Annotated in this window: 15 protein-coding genes; 6 read left to right on the top strand and 9 right to left on the bottom strand. The window is 63.7% G+C overall.

Annotated elements, in window-relative coordinates:
- Window positions 1-73: 73 nt before the first annotated feature.
- The 6 genes from AD664_RS20240 to mreB form a co-directional block, all read right to left on the bottom strand.
- Window positions 74-3,877: a YhdP family protein gene (locus AD664_RS20240; RefSeq protein WP_053149102.1), complete on the bottom strand. Its 3,804-nt coding sequence runs from the start codon at window positions 3,875-3,877 to the stop codon at window positions 74-76.
- Window positions 3,878-3,937: 60 nt separating this feature from the next.
- On the bottom strand, window positions 3,938-5,395 hold the full coding sequence (rng, locus tag AD664_RS20235; protein WP_042730609.1) for a ribonuclease G: 1,458 nt from the start codon (window positions 5,393-5,395) through the stop codon (window positions 3,938-3,940).
- 45 nt (window positions 5,396-5,440) lie between these two features.
- On the bottom strand, window positions 5,441-6,040 hold the full coding sequence (locus AD664_RS20230; RefSeq protein WP_053149100.1) for a nucleoside triphosphate pyrophosphatase: 600 nt from the start codon (window positions 6,038-6,040) through the stop codon (window positions 5,441-5,443).
- 121 nt (window positions 6,041-6,161) lie between these two features.
- On the bottom strand, window positions 6,162-6,647 hold the full coding sequence (gene mreD, locus AD664_RS20225) for a rod shape-determining protein MreD (protein WP_042730611.1): 486 nt from the start codon (window positions 6,645-6,647) through the stop codon (window positions 6,162-6,164).
- Window positions 6,644-7,741: a rod shape-determining protein MreC gene (gene mreC, locus AD664_RS20220; RefSeq protein WP_371260978.1), complete on the bottom strand. Its 1,098-nt coding sequence runs from the start codon at window positions 7,739-7,741 to the stop codon at window positions 6,644-6,646. Before mreC ends, mreD begins: the two co-directional genes overlap by 4 nt.
- A 187-nt stretch (window positions 7,742-7,928) precedes the next feature.
- Entirely contained in the window at window positions 7,929-8,966 is a 1,038-nt protein-coding gene (mreB, locus tag AD664_RS20215; protein WP_002555108.1) for a rod shape-determining protein MreB, read from the bottom strand.
- Between the two features lie 237 nt (window positions 8,967-9,203).
- Here mreB and gatC point away from each other — a divergent pair, with 237 nt between their 5' ends.
- From gatC to AD664_RS20185, 6 genes are all read left to right on the top strand, one after another.
- Window positions 9,204-9,491, top strand: coding sequence for an Asp-tRNA(Asn)/Glu-tRNA(Gln) amidotransferase subunit GatC (gene gatC / locus AD664_RS20210; RefSeq protein WP_042730612.1), 288 nt, complete (start codon window positions 9,204-9,206; stop codon window positions 9,489-9,491).
- Between the two features lie 16 nt (window positions 9,492-9,507).
- A complete protein-coding gene (gene gatA, locus AD664_RS20205; RefSeq protein ID WP_053149096.1) occupies window positions 9,508-10,959 on the top strand; it encodes an Asp-tRNA(Asn)/Glu-tRNA(Gln) amidotransferase subunit GatA in 1,452 nt (483 codons plus the stop codon).
- Window positions 10,960-10,969: 10 nt separating this feature from the next.
- Window positions 10,970-12,415, top strand: a complete 1,446-nt coding sequence (gene gatB / locus AD664_RS20200) for an Asp-tRNA(Asn)/Glu-tRNA(Gln) amidotransferase subunit GatB (protein WP_053149093.1) — start codon at window positions 10,970-10,972, stop codon at window positions 12,413-12,415.
- 184 nt (window positions 12,416-12,599) lie between these two features.
- Window positions 12,600-12,977, top strand: coding sequence for a septal ring lytic transglycosylase RlpA family protein (locus tag AD664_RS20195; RefSeq protein ID WP_042731712.1), 378 nt, complete (start codon window positions 12,600-12,602; stop codon window positions 12,975-12,977).
- Between the two features lie 49 nt (window positions 12,978-13,026).
- Window positions 13,027-14,088: a calcium/sodium antiporter gene (locus AD664_RS20190; protein ID WP_053149090.1), complete on the top strand. Its 1,062-nt coding sequence runs from the start codon at window positions 13,027-13,029 to the stop codon at window positions 14,086-14,088.
- A complete protein-coding gene (locus AD664_RS20185; protein WP_042731714.1) occupies window positions 14,085-14,465 on the top strand; it encodes a carboxymuconolactone decarboxylase family protein in 381 nt (126 codons plus the stop codon). Before AD664_RS20190 ends, AD664_RS20185 begins: the two co-directional genes overlap by 4 nt.
- A 144-nt stretch (window positions 14,466-14,609) precedes the next feature.
- Here the strand turns inward: AD664_RS20185 and AD664_RS20180 are convergent, their stop codons facing one another.
- The 3 genes from AD664_RS20180 to AD664_RS28255 form a co-directional block, all read right to left on the bottom strand.
- Window positions 14,610-15,551 carry an AEC family transporter gene (locus AD664_RS20180; RefSeq protein ID WP_053149086.1) on the bottom strand — a complete coding sequence of 314 codons (942 nt, stop codon included), beginning with the start codon at window positions 15,549-15,551 and terminating at the stop codon, window positions 14,610-14,612.
- A gap of 593 nt (window positions 15,552-16,144) precedes the next feature.
- A complete protein-coding gene (locus tag AD664_RS20175; protein ID WP_371260977.1) occupies window positions 16,145-16,492 on the bottom strand; it encodes an integrase core domain-containing protein in 348 nt (115 codons plus the stop codon).
- On the bottom strand, window positions 16,422-16,568 hold the full coding sequence (locus tag AD664_RS28255; protein ID WP_371260976.1) for a hypothetical protein: 147 nt from the start codon (window positions 16,566-16,568) through the stop codon (window positions 16,422-16,424). The genes AD664_RS20175 and AD664_RS28255 overlap by 71 nt, the downstream gene beginning before the upstream one ends.
- Window positions 16,569-16,613: the final 45 nt, after the last annotated feature.

Here is a 16,613-nt window from a genome sequence, read left to right as displayed (position 1 = left end):
TGTCACATCAATGTTGATTGTGCCGGCGCTTTCGCGAGCGAGCCCGCTCCCACAGGGGTTATCGCATCGTCTGTCAGAACGGCTTGTCGAACGTGATCTTCGGCTCTTTCCACGGCCCCTTGACGTCGTATCTTACGCTGGCAAAACGGGCCACGCGGTCGCCGATCAGCTTGTCGATCAGGAACAGCGCCCCACCCACCGCCGGTGCGCCGACGATCAACGCGGCGATGGGCAGGTTGTTGGTCACCGGCAGGGTCACCAGCAGCTTGGCATCGACCCGGTCAGCCACCATGTCCAACGTGCCGTTGAGCTCCAGGTTGCTTGACGGTCCTGTCAGGGTAATCGGCTCGCGGGTCACGTAGACGCCGTCGCTCGCCACCAGCAGGCCCTTGACCCGATCGTAGCTCAGGCCCTTGCCGAACAGGTCGGAGAAGTCCAGGCGCAGGCGTCGACCGATGGAGTTGAAGTTCAACAGGCCAAAAACCCGCAACGCCTGGGCACTGCCTTCGACTTCGACGAACTGCCCTTTGCTCAGTGACGCATCGAGGCTACCGGAAAAGCGCTTGGTGGCGACCCACGCCGGCGAACCGGGCCAGCGGCCATCCACATCCAGGTGGAACTCCTGGCTGGTCACGCTCGGTGCAAAGCCCCAGCCCTTGAGCACATCGGCCAGGTTCTTGCCGCTGATGCGTCCCTTGTACCAACTGTTGGTGGCACCGGGCACGCCTTCCCAGCCGCCGCTGCCATTCAAGACCATGCCCCGCAGGCCCATGTCCAGGTTGTTCAAAGAAATACCCTTGGCGGTCGGGCGCACTTTCAGCGACCAGGCGCCGATGAGGTCAGGGCCCTGGAACAGCTGGTCGATGGCGATATCCATGGCCGGGACCTTGGTCGGGTCGACCGAGGCCAGCGGATCCGGGGCGTTCTCATCCGCCTGGACCGTCGGGTCCACCGGCGGCAGGCGAACATAATCCATCGCGATGCCAATCGGCGCCCCCTTGGCATCCGGGAGCGTGACGTTGCCCTTGGCCTGTTGGCTGGCGAGGCGCAAGCCCCAGGCGTCCGGGTTGCGGTCGAGTTGCACCGAGGCCTGGTCCAGGGTGGTGCCCATCGCCGTCAGCTTGCCGACGCTCAGGTCGACGCTGTTGAGCAGTTGCTTGGCGCTGCCGCCCGGGTCTTGTCCAGCGTACCGGGTCACCAGCTCCTGCCAGGGACTGACATCCAGCTCCGACAGCGTCCCGCGCAGGCGCAGGCCCTTGGCGCCCGGCAACACCGCGTCGCCCGTGCCCAGCAGCAATTCACCGCGACCGTCGGCCAGTTTCCCGCCTGGCGCGGCGTAAGCGAAACGGGCCAGGTCGCCATAGGTCGCCCAATAACGCCGCTCCGGCCCTTGCAGGGTCATGCGAAACGACGTATCGCGCCCGACATCGGCCGCCATGCCGAAAGGTGCCGGCAGGTCCACCGCCACGCCCTTGAGGTTGGAATTGACCGACAACTGGCTGTCGGCGCCGTCGAGGACCACCTGCAACTGGTAAGGCACCACGCCGGATACCGGCAACGGTTGGGTGACATCCAGCCAACTGGCAAGCTTCTTGACCTCCACCTGGCCAGACGCCGTGACCCGGGTATTGAGTTCGCCGGCACGGCCCTCGGCAAAGATCTGTGCCGTCACGGGCCGGTCGAACGCCCGGGCACTGATGCCCTTGCCACTCAGGCCCTTGTTGCTGTCGAAGCGGAAATCACCCTTGAGCTGGGTCAGCTCCAGCGCCGGCTCGCTGAGCTTGAGTCGGGCCTTGTCGGCGGCGAAGTCCACCAGGATCTTCGGTTGCTCGCCCTTGACCAGCGGGATGTCGAGTTTCACGCTGCCCTGCAGATCGCCCTCGCCTTCCCACCCGGCGAACGTCTCGGCCGTGCCGATTGGCGCCGTCTGGAGAATCTTCAGCCCGTCCCCCAACCCGCCGGTGAACCCGCCGTCCAGCAACAGGTGGGAGTTCTGCCCACTGGGAACGTGGGGAATGTTCACCGAGACATCCTTGACCTGGGTATCGAGCAACTGCCCCTGGCTGGCATAGACGCGTACGCCGCTGTCCTCGACGAAGACATCGCCGCTGACCTTGCTGACCGACGGCCAGCCCGGCTGGAATGCCAGTTCAGCATCATGCACCTTGAAGAACAGGCTGATGCTGCGCGCCGCGTCCTCGGCGCCGTGGTTCAGCGAGCCTTGGTACTGGAAGAACCCCTGGTCCACCGCGCCCTTGACGATGGCGGTACGCAGCCATTCATCCAGTGCCGGGCTGAGGACGGCAGGCAGGTACTTGCCGGTGTAGCGGCCGTCACCGTCCACCAGGCCGACCCGCAGGTCCATGTAGTCTTCCTGGCTGTGGTCGAAGTGCAGGCGGATCAGGAAATCGCCGGCAATCCGGCCCTCCTCGCCCAGTACCTTCAGGTACGGCGCGATCAGGGTGAAGCCTTGCTTGTCCAGCTTCCAGGTCAACCGGGCATTGGCTTGCAGGTATTGCCAGGGCTTGGCGAAGATCGGGTCCAGGTGCAGGGAAAAATCCTTGCTGTCCATGCGCAGCTCGCCGCCGCCCAGGTCGCCGCTGAGGCTGCCCGAAACGTTTCGCGCGGCCGGGGCACCGTGGTAGGCATCAAAGCCGACGGTGTCGAGGTTGGTGGCAAAGCTGATCTTCTGGTCGCCGGTGTTCTGCGGCCGGTAGTCCAGCAGCACGTTGCGCAGGCTGCCGGTCACCTTGAGCCGGTCGATGACCGTGGCGACGCCTTCGGGCAATGGCGCCAGGGCATTGAGCAACGGGGTCAGCGGCGTCAGGTCGAGGCGATCGGCCTGCACATGCCAGCGCTCTTCAGCCTGGCCGGTGGCGTTGCTCTGCTGCAATTGCAGGCGCGACTCCCAACGCGTCTCGCCCAGGTTCATCGCCAGGGAATCGAACGTCGCGGTGAACCCTTGGTCGCCGCGCTGGAAATACCCGTTGAGGGCCAGGTTGTGGATCTGCACCGGCTTGCGCTCGGCATAGCCGCCCTGCAGTTGCGGCGCGTTCAGGCGCATGGCCGCGCTCTGTACGGTGCCGGCGCCCCAACTGAGCCAGAACTCGCCGCCGGCCTGGAGGCGGGCGACATTCCACTGCCCGGTCAGGCGCTTGGGCAGCCACTTGGACCAGTCACTCTGCGGCAGGCTCAGGTAGGCGTCGGCCGTGCCATTCTTCCAATCACTGGCGCGGATCCGGGTGCGCAGGTTGATTGCCACGGGTTGGCCGTCGGGCAGGGTCAGGCGTGCGTCGAGCCGCTGGCGCGTCGCGCCCGTGCGCAGGCTCAGGCCGACGTAGGTCAAGGTCAGGGGGGATTGTTCGAGGGGTTGCAGGGTGACCTGGCTGTCGAGCAGCGACAGCTTGGCCACCACCTGCATGCGCTCCAGCAATTGCTGCGGGGCGAGAGGCTGGTCGTCCTGCACCGGCAGGCCTTCCAGGGCCCACTTGCCGTCGGCGCCTTCCTTGAGGCTGATCTTCAGGCCGCTGAGCTCCAGGTGAGCAAGACGCACCTGGCGCGCCATCAGGCTCGCCCACAGGTCTGGCACCGCACGCACCTGGTCCAGGTGCAGGGCATTGGGCCCCTCGCCGACCACCACATCGCGCGCGGCCAGGATCGGCGCCAGTGCGCTCCAGCTACCGTCGAGGCTGCCGATGTGCACGGGCAGGCCCAGGGCCTGGCCGGCCCGGTCCTCGACCTCGGCACGGTACTCGGCCACCAGCGGCACCAGCTCGCGCCCCAGGCTGACGTACAACGCCACCAGCACCAGCAGCAATGCACACAGGCCCAGCCCCCAGCGGGTCAGCGCAGCCAAAAAGCGTATCAGACGCTCCATGTCAGTGGCCTCCCCGGCAAAAAATGATCAAAACGGCGGACTCTCCGCTTCCCGAGCCCTTCAGAGCAGCACCACGTCGTATTGTTCCTGGGAATACATGGTTTCGACCTGAAAACGTATCGTGCGTCCGATAAAAGCCTCCAACTCGGCGACGTTGCCCGACTCTTCATCGAGCAGGCGATCCACCACCTTCTGGTTCGCCAACACTCTATAGCCGGTGGCCTGGTAGGCGCGCGCCTCCCGGAGGATTTCCCGGAAGATTTCGTAACACACGGTTTCCGGGGTCTTCAGCTTGCCCCGGCCCTGGCAACTGCTGCACGGCTCGCACAGCACCTGCTCAAGGCTTTCGCGGGTGCGCTTGCGGGTCATCTGCACCAGGCCCAATTCGGTGATACCGATGATGTTGGTCTTGGCGTGATCGCGCTCAAGCTGTTTTTCCAGGGTTCGCAGCACCTGGCGCTGATGCTCTTCATCTTCCATGTCGATGAAGTCGATGATGATGATCCCACCCAGGTTGCGCAGGCGCAGTTGCCGGGCGATGGCAGTGGCGGCCTCCAGGTTGGTCTTGAAGATGGTCTCTTCGAGATTGCGATGGCCGACGAACGCGCCGGTGTTGACGTCGATGGTGCTCATGGCCTCGGCCGGGTCCACCACCAGGTAACCGCCGGACTTGAGCGGGACCTTGCGCTCCAGGGCTTTCTGGATTTCATCCTCGACGCCGTACAGGTCGAAGATCGGCCGCTCGCCGGGGTAATGTTCGAGGCGGTCGGCAATTTCCGGCATCAGCTCGGCGACGAACTGCGTGGTTTTCTGAAAGGTTTCCCGGGAGTCGATGCGGATTTTCTCGATCTTCGGGCTGACCAGGTCGCGCAGGGTACGCAGCGCCAGGCCCAAATCCTCGTAGATCACGCTGGGGGTGGCGATGGTCTTGATCTGCGCGGCGATCTGGTCCCAGAGCCTGCGCAGGTAGCGGATGTCCATGAGGATCTCATCGGCACCGGCCCCCTCGGCGGCGGTGCGCAGGATGAAGCCACCGGCCTCCTTGATGCCTTCCTTTTCCACGCAGTCGCTGACCACCTGCTTGAGGCGTTCGCGCTCGGCTTCGTCTTCGATCTTCAGGGAAATGCCGACGTGGGCCGTGCGTGGCATGTACACCAGGTAGCGCGACGGAATCGACAACTGCGTGGTCAGGCGTGCGCCCTTGGAACCGATGGGGTCCTTGGTGACCTGCACCACCAGGCTCTGGCCTTCGTGGACCAGCGCGCTGATGGTCTCCACCGCCGGCCCCTCGCGCATGGAGATTTCCGATGCGTGGATGAATGCCGCGCGGTCCAGGCCGATGTCGACGAATGCCGCCTGCATGCCCGGCAACACCCTTACCACCTTGCCTTTGTAGATATTGCCGACGATGCCGCGCTTTTGCGTGCGTTCGACGTGAACCTCTTGCAACACACCGTTTTCAACCACCGCCACGCGCGATTCCATCGGCGTGATGTTGATCAGGATCTCTTCACTCATGGCAGGGTCTCGTTCAGGCATGTTCACGATTATGGCCGCATCAAGTCAGACGACGCCCAAGGGGCGCTCCAGGGTTTGCCAACAGGGTATGCCGAAATCACCCAGCAGTTGCGCGGTTTCGCACAACGGTAAGCCAACCACCGCAGAATAGCTGCCCTCCAGCCCGGCGACGAACACCGCCCCCAAGCCCTGGATGCCGTAGCCGCCGGCCTTGTCCCGGGGCTCACCGCTGGCCCAGTAGGCCGCCGCTTCCTGTTCGGTGATGGGACGGAACCGCACCCGGCTGCGGACCACCCGGGACTCGCATCGCTGGCCATCGAGCACGGCAATGGCGGTCAGCACTTCATGATCGCGTCCGGACAGGCTCATGAGCATCGCCTGGGCATCGGCTTGATCCCGCGGCTTACCGAGAATCTGTCCGTCCAGCACCACCGCCGTGTCGGCGCCCAACACGCAGCCGTCCGCGCCGCTGCGCCGTCCGGCTTCGGCCTTGCCGCGCGCCAGGCGCTCGACATAGGCGGCCGGGGTTTCGTGATCCAGGGGCGTTTCATCGATGTCCGCGCTGATGGCGGTAAAGGGCACGCCGACCTGTGTGAGCAATTCACGCCGACGCGGCGAGCCTGAGGCGAGGTAAAGCGGTTTCATCAAGACATCTCTCTCTCAAAGCACGGCCATCCGAACACAAACAGCTTTTTGTGGCGAGGGCGCTTGCTCCCTCGCCACAGGGATGTAACTCATCAGAAAAAGTGTAGATATCCTGACCGAATCAGTTGATCTTGAAACGCAGGCGCAGGCCACGCAAACCGAAGCTGACCCACGGCCAGAGCAGCGCGCTGACCAGGGCTGGCAACACCAGCGCCAGGGTCGGCTGGCGATTGCCGGTCAAGGCGCTGAGCCATAGCTGGACCAACTGCGCCAGGCCGAAGATCACCAGGATCACCAGGCACTGCTGCCACATGGGAAACATCCGTAGGCGCTGTTGCAGGGACAGGACCAGAAAGGTGATCAAGGTCAGGATCAACGCGTTCTGCCCCAGCAGGGTGCCGTAAAGCACATCTTCGGCCAGGCCCAGGCACCAGGCAGTGACCATGCCGACTTTGTGCGGCAAGGCCAGTGCCCAGAAGGCCAGCAGCAGGGCCAGCCACAGCGGTCGCAGGATTTCCATGAACTGCGGCAGTGGCGAAACGCTGAGCAACAGGCCGATGGCAAAGGTCAGCCAGACCATCCAGCCGTTACCGGATTTACTGCTCATTCTTCTCGTGCTCCCCTGGTGGCGGGCGCAGTGGCCGGCGTGGAGGTGGCAGGCTTGGGCGCGGGCCGGGCGTGCTGCGTCGCCGGCGCATGGCTGGTCGAACGACTGCCGTTAGCGGCAGGCGCCGTGGCCGGGGCCGTTGGGGGCGCCGGCGTCGTGGTCGGCGCGGGTGCAGCCGGGGTGGTCGGGGCGGTCGCAGGCTTGGGCACGGTGGCCGGGACAGCCGCCGGCGCCTGGGTGCCTGGCGTGGCCGAGTCGCCGCCCTGCCGGTCCTGGGCTTCCTGGGCCACCGCGGCATCGTTGGCGCGTTCTTCCGGGGTGCGATTGTCGCTGAACACCAGCAGCAGGTAGCGGCTGCGGTTCAGCGCGGCAGTCGGCACCGCGCGGACGATGGCGAACGGCTGGCCGGAATCGTGGATGACTTCCTTGACGGTCGCCACCGGATAACCGGCGGGGAAACGCTGGCCGAGACCGGAGCTGACCAGCAGGTCGCCTTCCTTGATGTCGGCGGTATCGGCCACGTGCCGCAGCTCCAGGCGTTCCGGGTTGCCGGTGCCGCTGGCAATCGCGCGCAGGCCGTTGCGGTTGACCTGCACCGGAATGCTGTGGGTGGTGTCAGTGAGCAACAGCACCCGGGCCGTATAAGGCATCAGTTCCACCACTTGGCCCATCAGGCCGCGGGCGTCGAGCACCGGCTGGCCGAGGAACACACCATCGCGTTCGCCCTTGTTGATGAGGATGCGGTGGGTAAAGGGGTTGGGGTCCATGCCGATCAGCTCGGCCACCTCGACCTTCTCGTTCACCAGCGCAGAAGAGTTGAGCAACTCGCGCAGCCGCACGTTCTGCTCGGTGAGGGCCGCAAGCTTCTGCATGCGCCCCTGCAACAGCAGGTTCTCGGTCTTGAGTTTTTCGTTTTCGGCGACCAGTTCGGTGCGGCTGCCAAACTGGCTGGCCACACCCTGCCACAAGCGCTGTGGCAGGTCGGTGATCCAGTAGGATTCCATCAACACCAGCGACATCTGGCTGCGCACAGGCTTGAGCAGCGTGAAGCGGGCATCGACCACCATCAGCGCGACCGACAGCACGGCCAGCACCAGCAGGCGTACGCCCAATGAGGGGCCTTTGGCGAAAAGCGGTTTAATAGGCCGCTCCTCCCAGGCAAATGTTTTCTTTATTCATACGGCATCAGACCGGCCTGGATACGAATGGCAGAAGATAAACGCCAACGGGCAGCACTGCAAAGTGCTGCCCGGGCGCGAACAACATGCACCACCGCCAGGCTTATTCGCTGGAGAGCAGGTCCATGGTGTGCTTGTCCATCATTTCCAAAGCACGGCCACCGCCGCGGGCCACGCAGGTCAGCGGGTCTTCGGCAACGATTACCGGCAAGCCGGTTTCCTGGGCCAGCAGTTTGTCTAGGTCACGCAACAGCGCGCCACCACCGGTCAGCACCAGGCCGCGCTCGGCGATGTCCGATGCCAACTCCGGCGGCGACTGCTCCAGGGCGCTTTTCACCGCCTGGACGATCGTCGCCAGGGACTCTTGCAGCGCTTCCAGGACTTCGTTGGAATTCAAGGTGAAGGCACGTGGCACGCCTTCGGCCAGGTTGCGGCCGCGAACGTCGACTTCACGTACTTCGCCGCCCGGGTAGGCCGTACCGATTTCCTGCTTGATGCGCTCAGCGGTGGATTCGCCGATCAGGCTGCCGTAGTTGCGACGTACGTAGGTGATGATCGCTTCGTCGAAACGGTCGCCGCCCACACGCACGGACTCGGCGTAGACCACGCCATTGAGGGAGATCAGCGCGATCTCGGTGGTACCGCCACCGATGTCGACGACCATCGAACCGCGGGCTTCTTCCACCGGCAGGCCGGCACCGATGGCAGCGGCCATCGGCTCTTCGATCAGGAACACTTCGCGAGCACCGGCACCCAGGGCCGATTCACGGATGGCGCGACGCTCCACCTGGGTGGACTTGCACGGCACGCAGATCAGCACACGAGGGCTGGGCTGCAGGAAACTGTTTTCGTGAACTTTGTTGATGAAGTACTGCAGCATCTTTTCGCAGACGCTGAAGTCGGCGATCACGCCGTCCTTCATCGGGCGAATGGCGGCAATGTTGCCCGGTGTACGGCCCAGCATGCGCTTGGCTTCCGTACCGACAGCCACGACACTTTTCTGGTTGCCGTGGGTACGGATGGCCACGACCGAGGGCTCATTCAGGACGATACCGCGCTCGCGCACGTAAATAAGGGTGTTGGCAGTGCCCAGGTCGATGGAAAGATCGCTGGAAAACATGCCACGCAGTTTCTTGAACATGGGAAAGGGACCCTAGGCAACGCGTGGGTAAAAAAGTGCGGCAAACTCTAACAACGACAGGGATTTTGGGCAAGGCGCCAATATGTTAAATTGGCCGCTTTTCTGTGCACCAAACCCTACAATCGCGGCCGATGCCCTGTTGTGACACAGGGCACTGGACCGTGGAAATGCGATAGTGTTCCGATAATCCAACACACGGGCCGACTGCGTCCGTTCTGTTTTCCACTGGAGAATCCCATGGCGCTTGAACGCTCCGACGTGGAAAAAATCGCTCATCTGGCCTGCCTGGGCCTCAATGAAGCCGATCTTCCACACATCACTTCTGCCCTGAACAGCATTCTGGGGTTGGTCGACGAGATGCAGGCGGTCAATACCGACGGTATCGAACCGCTGGCCCACCCACTGGAAGCCAGCCAGCGCCTGCGCGCCGACGTCGTGACCGAATCCGATCATCGCGAGGCCTACCAGTCCATCGCACCAGCGGTCGAAAACGGCCTGTACCTGGTTCCGAAAGTCATCGACTAAAGGGAAAGAGCCTCTCATGCATCACATGACCCTGGCCGAGATCGCCCGCGGACTCGCCGACAAGCAGTTTTCCTCCGAAGAGCTGACCAAAGTCCTGCTGGCGCGCATCGCCCAACTCGACCCGCAGCTCAACAGCTTCATCAGCCTCACCGAAGAACTGGCCCTGAACCAGGCCGCCGCCGCCGACGCCCGGCGCGCCAAAGGCGAGAGCGGCGCGCTGCTGGGTGCACCGATCGCCCACAAGGACCTGTTCTGCACCCAGGGCATCCGCACCAGTTGCGGCTCGAAGATGCTCGACAACTTCAAGGCCCCGTACGACGCCACCGTGGTCGCCAAACTGGCCGCTGCCGGCGCCGTGACCCTGGGCAAGACCAACATGGACGAGTTCGCCATGGGCTCGGCCAACGAGTCGAGCTACTACGGCGCGGTGAAGAACCCGTGGAACCTGGAACACGTGCCGGGCGGTTCGTCCGGCGGCTCCGCTGCCGCCGTGGCCGCCCGCCTGCTGCCGGCCGCCACGGCCACCGACACCGGTGGTTCGATTCGTCAGCCCGCAGCCTTCACCAACCTCACCGGCCTGAAGCCGACCTACGGCCGGGTGTCGCGCTGGGGCATGATTGCCTACGCGTCGAGCCTCGACCAGGGTGGCCCGCTGGCCCGCACCGCCGAAGACTGCGCGATCCTGCTGCAAGGCATGGCCGGCTTCGACCCGAACGACTCCACCAGCATCGATGAACCGGTGCCGGACTACAGCGCCAACCTCAATGGTTCCCTGCAAGGCCTGCGCATCGGCGTGCCGAAGGAGTACTTCAGCGCCGGCCTCGATCCACGCATTGCCGAGCTGATACACGACAGCGTCAAGACGCTGGAAAAACTCGGCGCGGTCGTCAAGCAGATCAGCCTGCCGAACATGCAGCATGCGATTCCCGCCTACTACGTGATCGCGCCAGCGGAAGCCTCGTCGAACCTGTCGCGTTTCGACGGCGTGCGCTTCGGCCATCGCTGCGAGAACCCGGAAAACCTGATGGACCTGTACAAGCGCTCCCGTGGCGAAGGCTTCGGTGTCGAGGTGCAGCGTCGGATCATGGTCGGGGCCTACGCCCTGTCTGCCGGCTACTACGATGCCTACTACCTCAAGGCGCAGAAGATCCGTCGGCTGGTGAAGAACGACTTCATGGCCGCCTTCAACGAGGTCGACGTCATCCTCGGCCCTACCACGCCGAACCCGGCCTGGAAACTCGGCGCCAAGGACAGCGACCCGGTGGCCGCCTACCTGGAAGACGTCTACACCATCACTGCCAACCTCGCCGGTTTGCCGGGCCTGTCCATGCCGGCCGGCTTCGTCGATGGCCTGCCGGTGGGCGTGCAGTTGCTCGCGCCGTATTTCCAGGAAGGCCGCCTGTTGAACGTTGCCCACCAGTATCAGTTACACACTGACTGGCACACCCGCACCCCAACCGGCTTCTGAGGAGACACACATGCAATGGGAAGTCGTGATCGGGCTGGAGATTCATACCCAGCTCACCACCCGGTCGAAAATCTTTTCCGGAAGCGCTACCACTTTCGGTTCCGAGCCTAACACCCAGGCCAGCCTGGTGGACCTGGGCATGCCCGGCGTGCTGCCGGTGCTCAACGCCGAAGCGGTGCGCATGGCGGTGATGTTCGGCCTGGCGATCGACGCCGAGATCGGCCAGCACAACGTGTTCGCCCGCAAGAACTACTTCTACCCGGACCTGCCCAAGGGCTACCAGATCAGCCAGATGGAACTGCCGATCGTTGGCAAGGGCCACCTGGACATCGCCCTGGAAGACGGCACGGTCAAGCGCGTCGGCATCACCCGGGCGCACCTTGAAGAAGACGCCGGCAAGAGCCTGCACGAAGAATTCAACGGTGCCACCGGCATCGACCTGAACCGCGCCGGCACGCCGCTTCTGGAAATCGTCTCCGAACCAGACATGCGCAGCGCCAAGGAAGCCGTGGCCTACGTCAAGGCCATCCACGCGCTGGTACGTTACCTGGGCATCTGCGACGGCAACATGGCCGAAGGTTCGCTGCGCTGCGACTGCAACGTGTCGATCCGTCCCAAGGGCCAGGCCGAGTTCGGCACCCGCTGCGAGATCAAGAACGTCAACTCGTTCCGCTTCATCGAGAAGGCGATCAACAGCGAGATCCAGCGCCAGATCGAACTGATCGAGGACGGCGGCAAGGTCATCCAGCAGACCCGCCTGTACGACCCGAACAAGGACGAGACTCGTCCGATGCGCAGCAAGGAAGAAGCCAACGACTACCGTTACTTCCCCGACCCGGACCTGCTGCCGGTGGTCATCGAGGACACCTTCCTCAATGACGTGCGTGCCACTCTGCCGGAACTGCCACCGCAAAAGCGCGAGCGTTTCCAGGCGCAATTCGGGCTGTCGAGCTACGACGCCAACGTCCTGGCCACCAGCCGCGAACAGGCCGACTACTTCGAGAAAGTCGTGAGCATCGGCGGCGACGCCAAGCTGGCGGCCAACTGGGTGATGGTCGAGCTGGGCAGCCTGCTGAACAAGCAGGGCCTGGAGATCGACGCGTCGCCGGTGTCGGCCGAACAACTGGGCGGCATGCTGTTGCGGATCAAGGACAACACCATTTCCGGCAAGATCGCCAAGATGGTGTTCGAGGCCATGGCCAATGGTGAGGGCAGCGCCGACGAGATCATCGACAAGCGCGGCTTGAAGCAGGTCACCGACACCGGGGCGATCAGCGCCGTGCTCGATGAAATGCTCGCAGCCAATGCCGAGCAGGTCGAACAGTACCGCGCGGCAGACGAAGCCAAGCGCGGCAAGATGTTCGGCTTCTTCGTCGGCCAGGCCATGAAAGCCTCCAAGGGCAAGGCCAACCCGCAACAGGTCAACGAATTGCTGAAAAGCAAGCTCGAGGGTTGACGGTTATGGAGCCAGTACCTGCATCTGGCTCATTCCCCTGTGGCGAGGGAGCTTGCTCCCGCTGGGGCGCGCAGCGCCCCCCGGCTTTCTGTTGCCAGAGTCGGGGGGCTGCTGCGCAGCCCAGCGGGAGCAAGCTCCCTCGCCACAATGCATTCCACAACCACATTGATGTGGGAATCCCCAAATGAAGCGTCTTCTCGGCGCCTGCGCCCTGCTGTCCCTGCTGGCCGGTTGTGCCAGCCAGAGCGGGACAGTTGATCCACACGGCTACGACCAGACCGGCGTCGCTTCTTATTACGGTGCCAGGCACCACGGCAAACGTACCGCCAGCGGCGAGCGTTTCGACCAGCACGGCCTGACCGCCGCCCATCGCCAGTTGCCATTCGGCACACGGGTGAAAATCACCAACCTGGGCAACAATGACAGCGTCGTGGTCCGCATCAACGACCGTGGCCCGTATACTCGGGGACGCTTGATCGACGTGTCTCGCGAAGCAGCCGAGCAACTGGGCATGTTGCGCACCGGCACCGCGCGGGTACGCGTGCAAGCCCTCGACGACTGATAGACGGAGCCCGGCCATTTCCCTACTCGCCGCTTTATCGCTGCTGAGCCTGATCGAACTGTTCGGCGGCCTGCTGTTGCTGATTGTCGGCGCCGAGTTGCTCGTGCGCGCCGCCGTCGGCGTGGCAGCACGCTTGCAGGTGCGCCCGCTGATCATCGGCCTGACCGTTGTTGCCCTGGGCAGCAGCGCGCCACAGATGGCCGTCAGCCTGCAAGCGACCCTGGCGCAGAACGCCGACATCGCCGTGGGCAGCGTGATCGGCAGCAGCATCTTCAACATCCTCGTCACCCTGGGGCTGTCGGCGCTGATCATGCCGTTGCGCGTCTCGCGCCAACTGGTGCGCCTGGACATCCCGTTGATGATCGGCGCCAGCCTGCTGGTGTTCGTGCTGGCCTTGAACGAAGAACTGACCCGCCTGGACGGGACATTGTTGCTGGCGGCCCTGGCGGTGTACCTCGGCCTGCTGCTGCGCCAGTCACGGCACTCCATGCTCCCCCACGCTGCGAGCGTCGACGCGGCGCAGGTATCTTGGCCCAGGAGCCTGACGATGATCGTCCTCGGCCTTGCCATGCTGATCTACGCCGGGCACCTGCTGCTGGGCGCGGCAGTGACGGTGGCGACGGACCTGGGCTTGTCGGAACGCATCATCGGCCTGACCATCGTCGCCGTCGGCACCTCGCTGCCGGAACTCGCCACCTCGCTGATCGCCGCCCTGCGCGGCCAGCGCGACATTGCGGTGGGCAACGTGATCGGCAGCAACCTGTTCAACCTGCTGGGGGTGCTGGGGGTGACCGCCCTCGTCGCGCCCACGCCGCTTTCGGTTTCGCCGAACGCCCTGGACTTCGACCTGCCGGTGATGCTCGGCGTGGCGGTGCTGTGCCTGCCGGTGTTCTATTCCGGGTACCGGGTCACCCGCGCCGAAGGCCTGCTGTTGCTGGGCCTGTACCTGGCCTATGGGCTGCACGTGGTGTCGTTCACCACCGGCATGCCCCTGGCCGGCCGACTGGAACGGCTGATGCTGTTCTATGTGCTGCCCACCTTGCTCGCGTTCTTGCTGTTCACTTTCGTGCGCGCCTGGCGCCGCCAACACCACAAGAGGGATTTGCCATGACCGACACTCCGAAGACCGGCCTCGACATGCGTCGCCAGGTCATGGGCGACGCGTTCGTCGACCGCGCCCTGGGCAACGCCACCGACTTCACCCAGCCGTTGCAGGACTTCGTCAACGAACACGCCTGGGGCAGCGTCTGGCGCCGCGAAGGCCTGCCGCTGAAAACCCGCAGCCTGATCACGCTCGCCGCCCTCACCGCCCTCAAGTGCCCACAGGAATTGAAAGGCCACGTGCGCGGCGCGCTGAACAATGGCTGCACGGTGGAGGAAATTCGCGAGGCACTGCTGCATTGCGCGGTGTACGCCGGCGTGCCGGCGGCGATCGACGCGTTTCGGGCAGCGCAGGAAGTGATCGAGGCGTATCAGAAGCCGGAATAAAGCGCGGGATTTTTCGTGAATGGACCGGCCTCTTCGCGGGCAAGCCCGCTCCCACAGTGATCGGGCTTCTTCAGAAGGAATACGGTCGAATGTGGGAGCGGGCTTGCCCGCGAAGAGGCCCCAGAGAACATCAGAAACCCCAGCCTAGATCCACCCACCCCATTGCAACACGAAAATCCCCACGTTAGTGGTGATCGCCGCCATCAAGGTGGTGATGACGATGATCGCCGCCGCCAGTTCATGGTTGCCATCGGCAGCCCGGGCCATGACGAAGCTGGCCGCGGCGGTGGGGCTGCCGAAGTACAGGAACAGGATCCCCAGCTCCGCGCCGCGAAAGCCCCAGACCCAGGCGCCCAGGGTGGTCAGCAGCGGCAGGCCGACCATCTTCACCAGGCTCGAACTCATGGCCATCTTGCCGCTCTTGCGCAGCGCTGCCAGCGACAGCGTGCCACCGATGCAGATCAGCGCCAGGGGCAAGGTCATCTGCGCCAGGTATTTGCCTGATGTCTCGAACCAGTTCGGCAGGCCGATCTGCCAATAGGCGAACGGCGCGGCGACGATCACGCTGATGATCAGCGGGTTGCTGAACACGCTTTTGCAGATGCTCCACGGATCCGATTTGATCACCGGGCTGTAGACCGCCAGCACGATGGTCGACAGGGTGTTGTAGAACAGGATCACCAGCGCCGCGAGAATCGCCCCCAGGGAAATCCCGTAGTCGCCATACATGCTTGCTGCCAGCGCCAGGCCGATCACCCCGTTGTTGCCGCGAAACGCGCCCTGGGTATAGATGCCGCGGTCTTCCCGCGGGCACCGCCAGATCGCCCAGCCCCAGGCCATGGCGAAACTCACCAGGGTGGCGACGGAAAAGTAGATCAGCAGGTCAGGTTGCAACGCGGCGTGCAGGTCGGCATGGAGGATGCCAAGGAACAACAGCGCCGGCATGGTGACGTTGAACACCAGGGACGAGGCGATGTGGATGAAGTTGTCGTTGATCCAGTCGATGCGCTTGAGCACCACCCCCAGAAACAGCATGGCAAACACCGGCGCGGTGATGTTCAGGGTTTCGAGGAAAATTGCCAGCATGCCGGAGACCTTTCGAGGGGGGTGTCGTTAGGTGGCTAATGATAAGCCACTCGCGGCACTGGCGTCTGGAGATTCCTGTGGGAGCGGGCTTGCTCGCGAAAGCGTTAGTTCAGTCGACACCATGTCGCATGTCCTGCCGCCTTCGCGGGCAAGCCCGCTCCCACACTTGATCGTGGATGGCCACAGCATATGTGTCCGCCACCAAAACCCTGTGGGAGCGAGCTTGCTCGCGAAAGCGTTAGTTCAGTCGACACCATGTCGCATGTCCTGCCGTCTTCGCGAGCAAGCCCGCTCCCACACTTGATCGTGGATGGCCACAGCATATGTGTCCGCCACCAAAACCCTGTGGGAGCGAGCTTGCTCGCGAAAGCGTTAGTTCAGTCGACACCATGTCGCATGTCCTGCCGTCTTCGCGGGCAAGCCCGCTCCCACACTTGATCGTGGATGGCCACAGCATTTGTGTCCGCCACCAAAACCCTGTGGGAGCGAGCTTGCTCGCGATGGGGGCGGCAGATTCAACATCGGGCAAACTGCCCCGCCGCTATCGCGAGCAAGCTGAACTGGTCAAGTAATTCTGGACACCAGTTAAGGTTTCACGCCGCCAGTTTCTCCATAGCTACCGGCGACCGATAGTCGTTGTAGCTATGGAGCCTGACGTTGTTGTAACGCATCACATAACGCTGCACATCCACGCGGGCGTCATGCTCCGAGCTGTAGCCATCTTCTGGCACCCACTCTGATTTCAGGCTCCCAAAGAAACGCTCCATCGGGGCGTTGTCCCAGCACTCACCTTTGCGACTCATGCTTTGCAGGAGTCCATGCTTGCGCATCTCATTCCTGAATTTGTGGCTGGTGTATTGGCAACCTTGATCAGAATGAAACAGCACCTCTTTTGGACGGCCTCGCAATTGCACCGCCATCCGCAACGCTTCGCAGGTCAGAGTCATCGGAAATCATTGAAAACGACCACCCCACGATCCTGCGAGCAAACAAATCCAGTACTGCCGCGAAGTACATCCAGCGCTTACCCACCTTGATGTACGTCACATCACCACACCACAC

The sequence above is a fragment of the Pseudomonas sp. P97.38 genome, assembly GCF_001269745.1.
In the GTDB taxonomy this organism is placed as follows: domain Bacteria; phylum Pseudomonadota; class Gammaproteobacteria; order Pseudomonadales; family Pseudomonadaceae; genus Aquipseudomonas; species Aquipseudomonas chlororaphis_E.
This window is presented reverse-complemented; position numbering and strand designations above follow the sequence as displayed.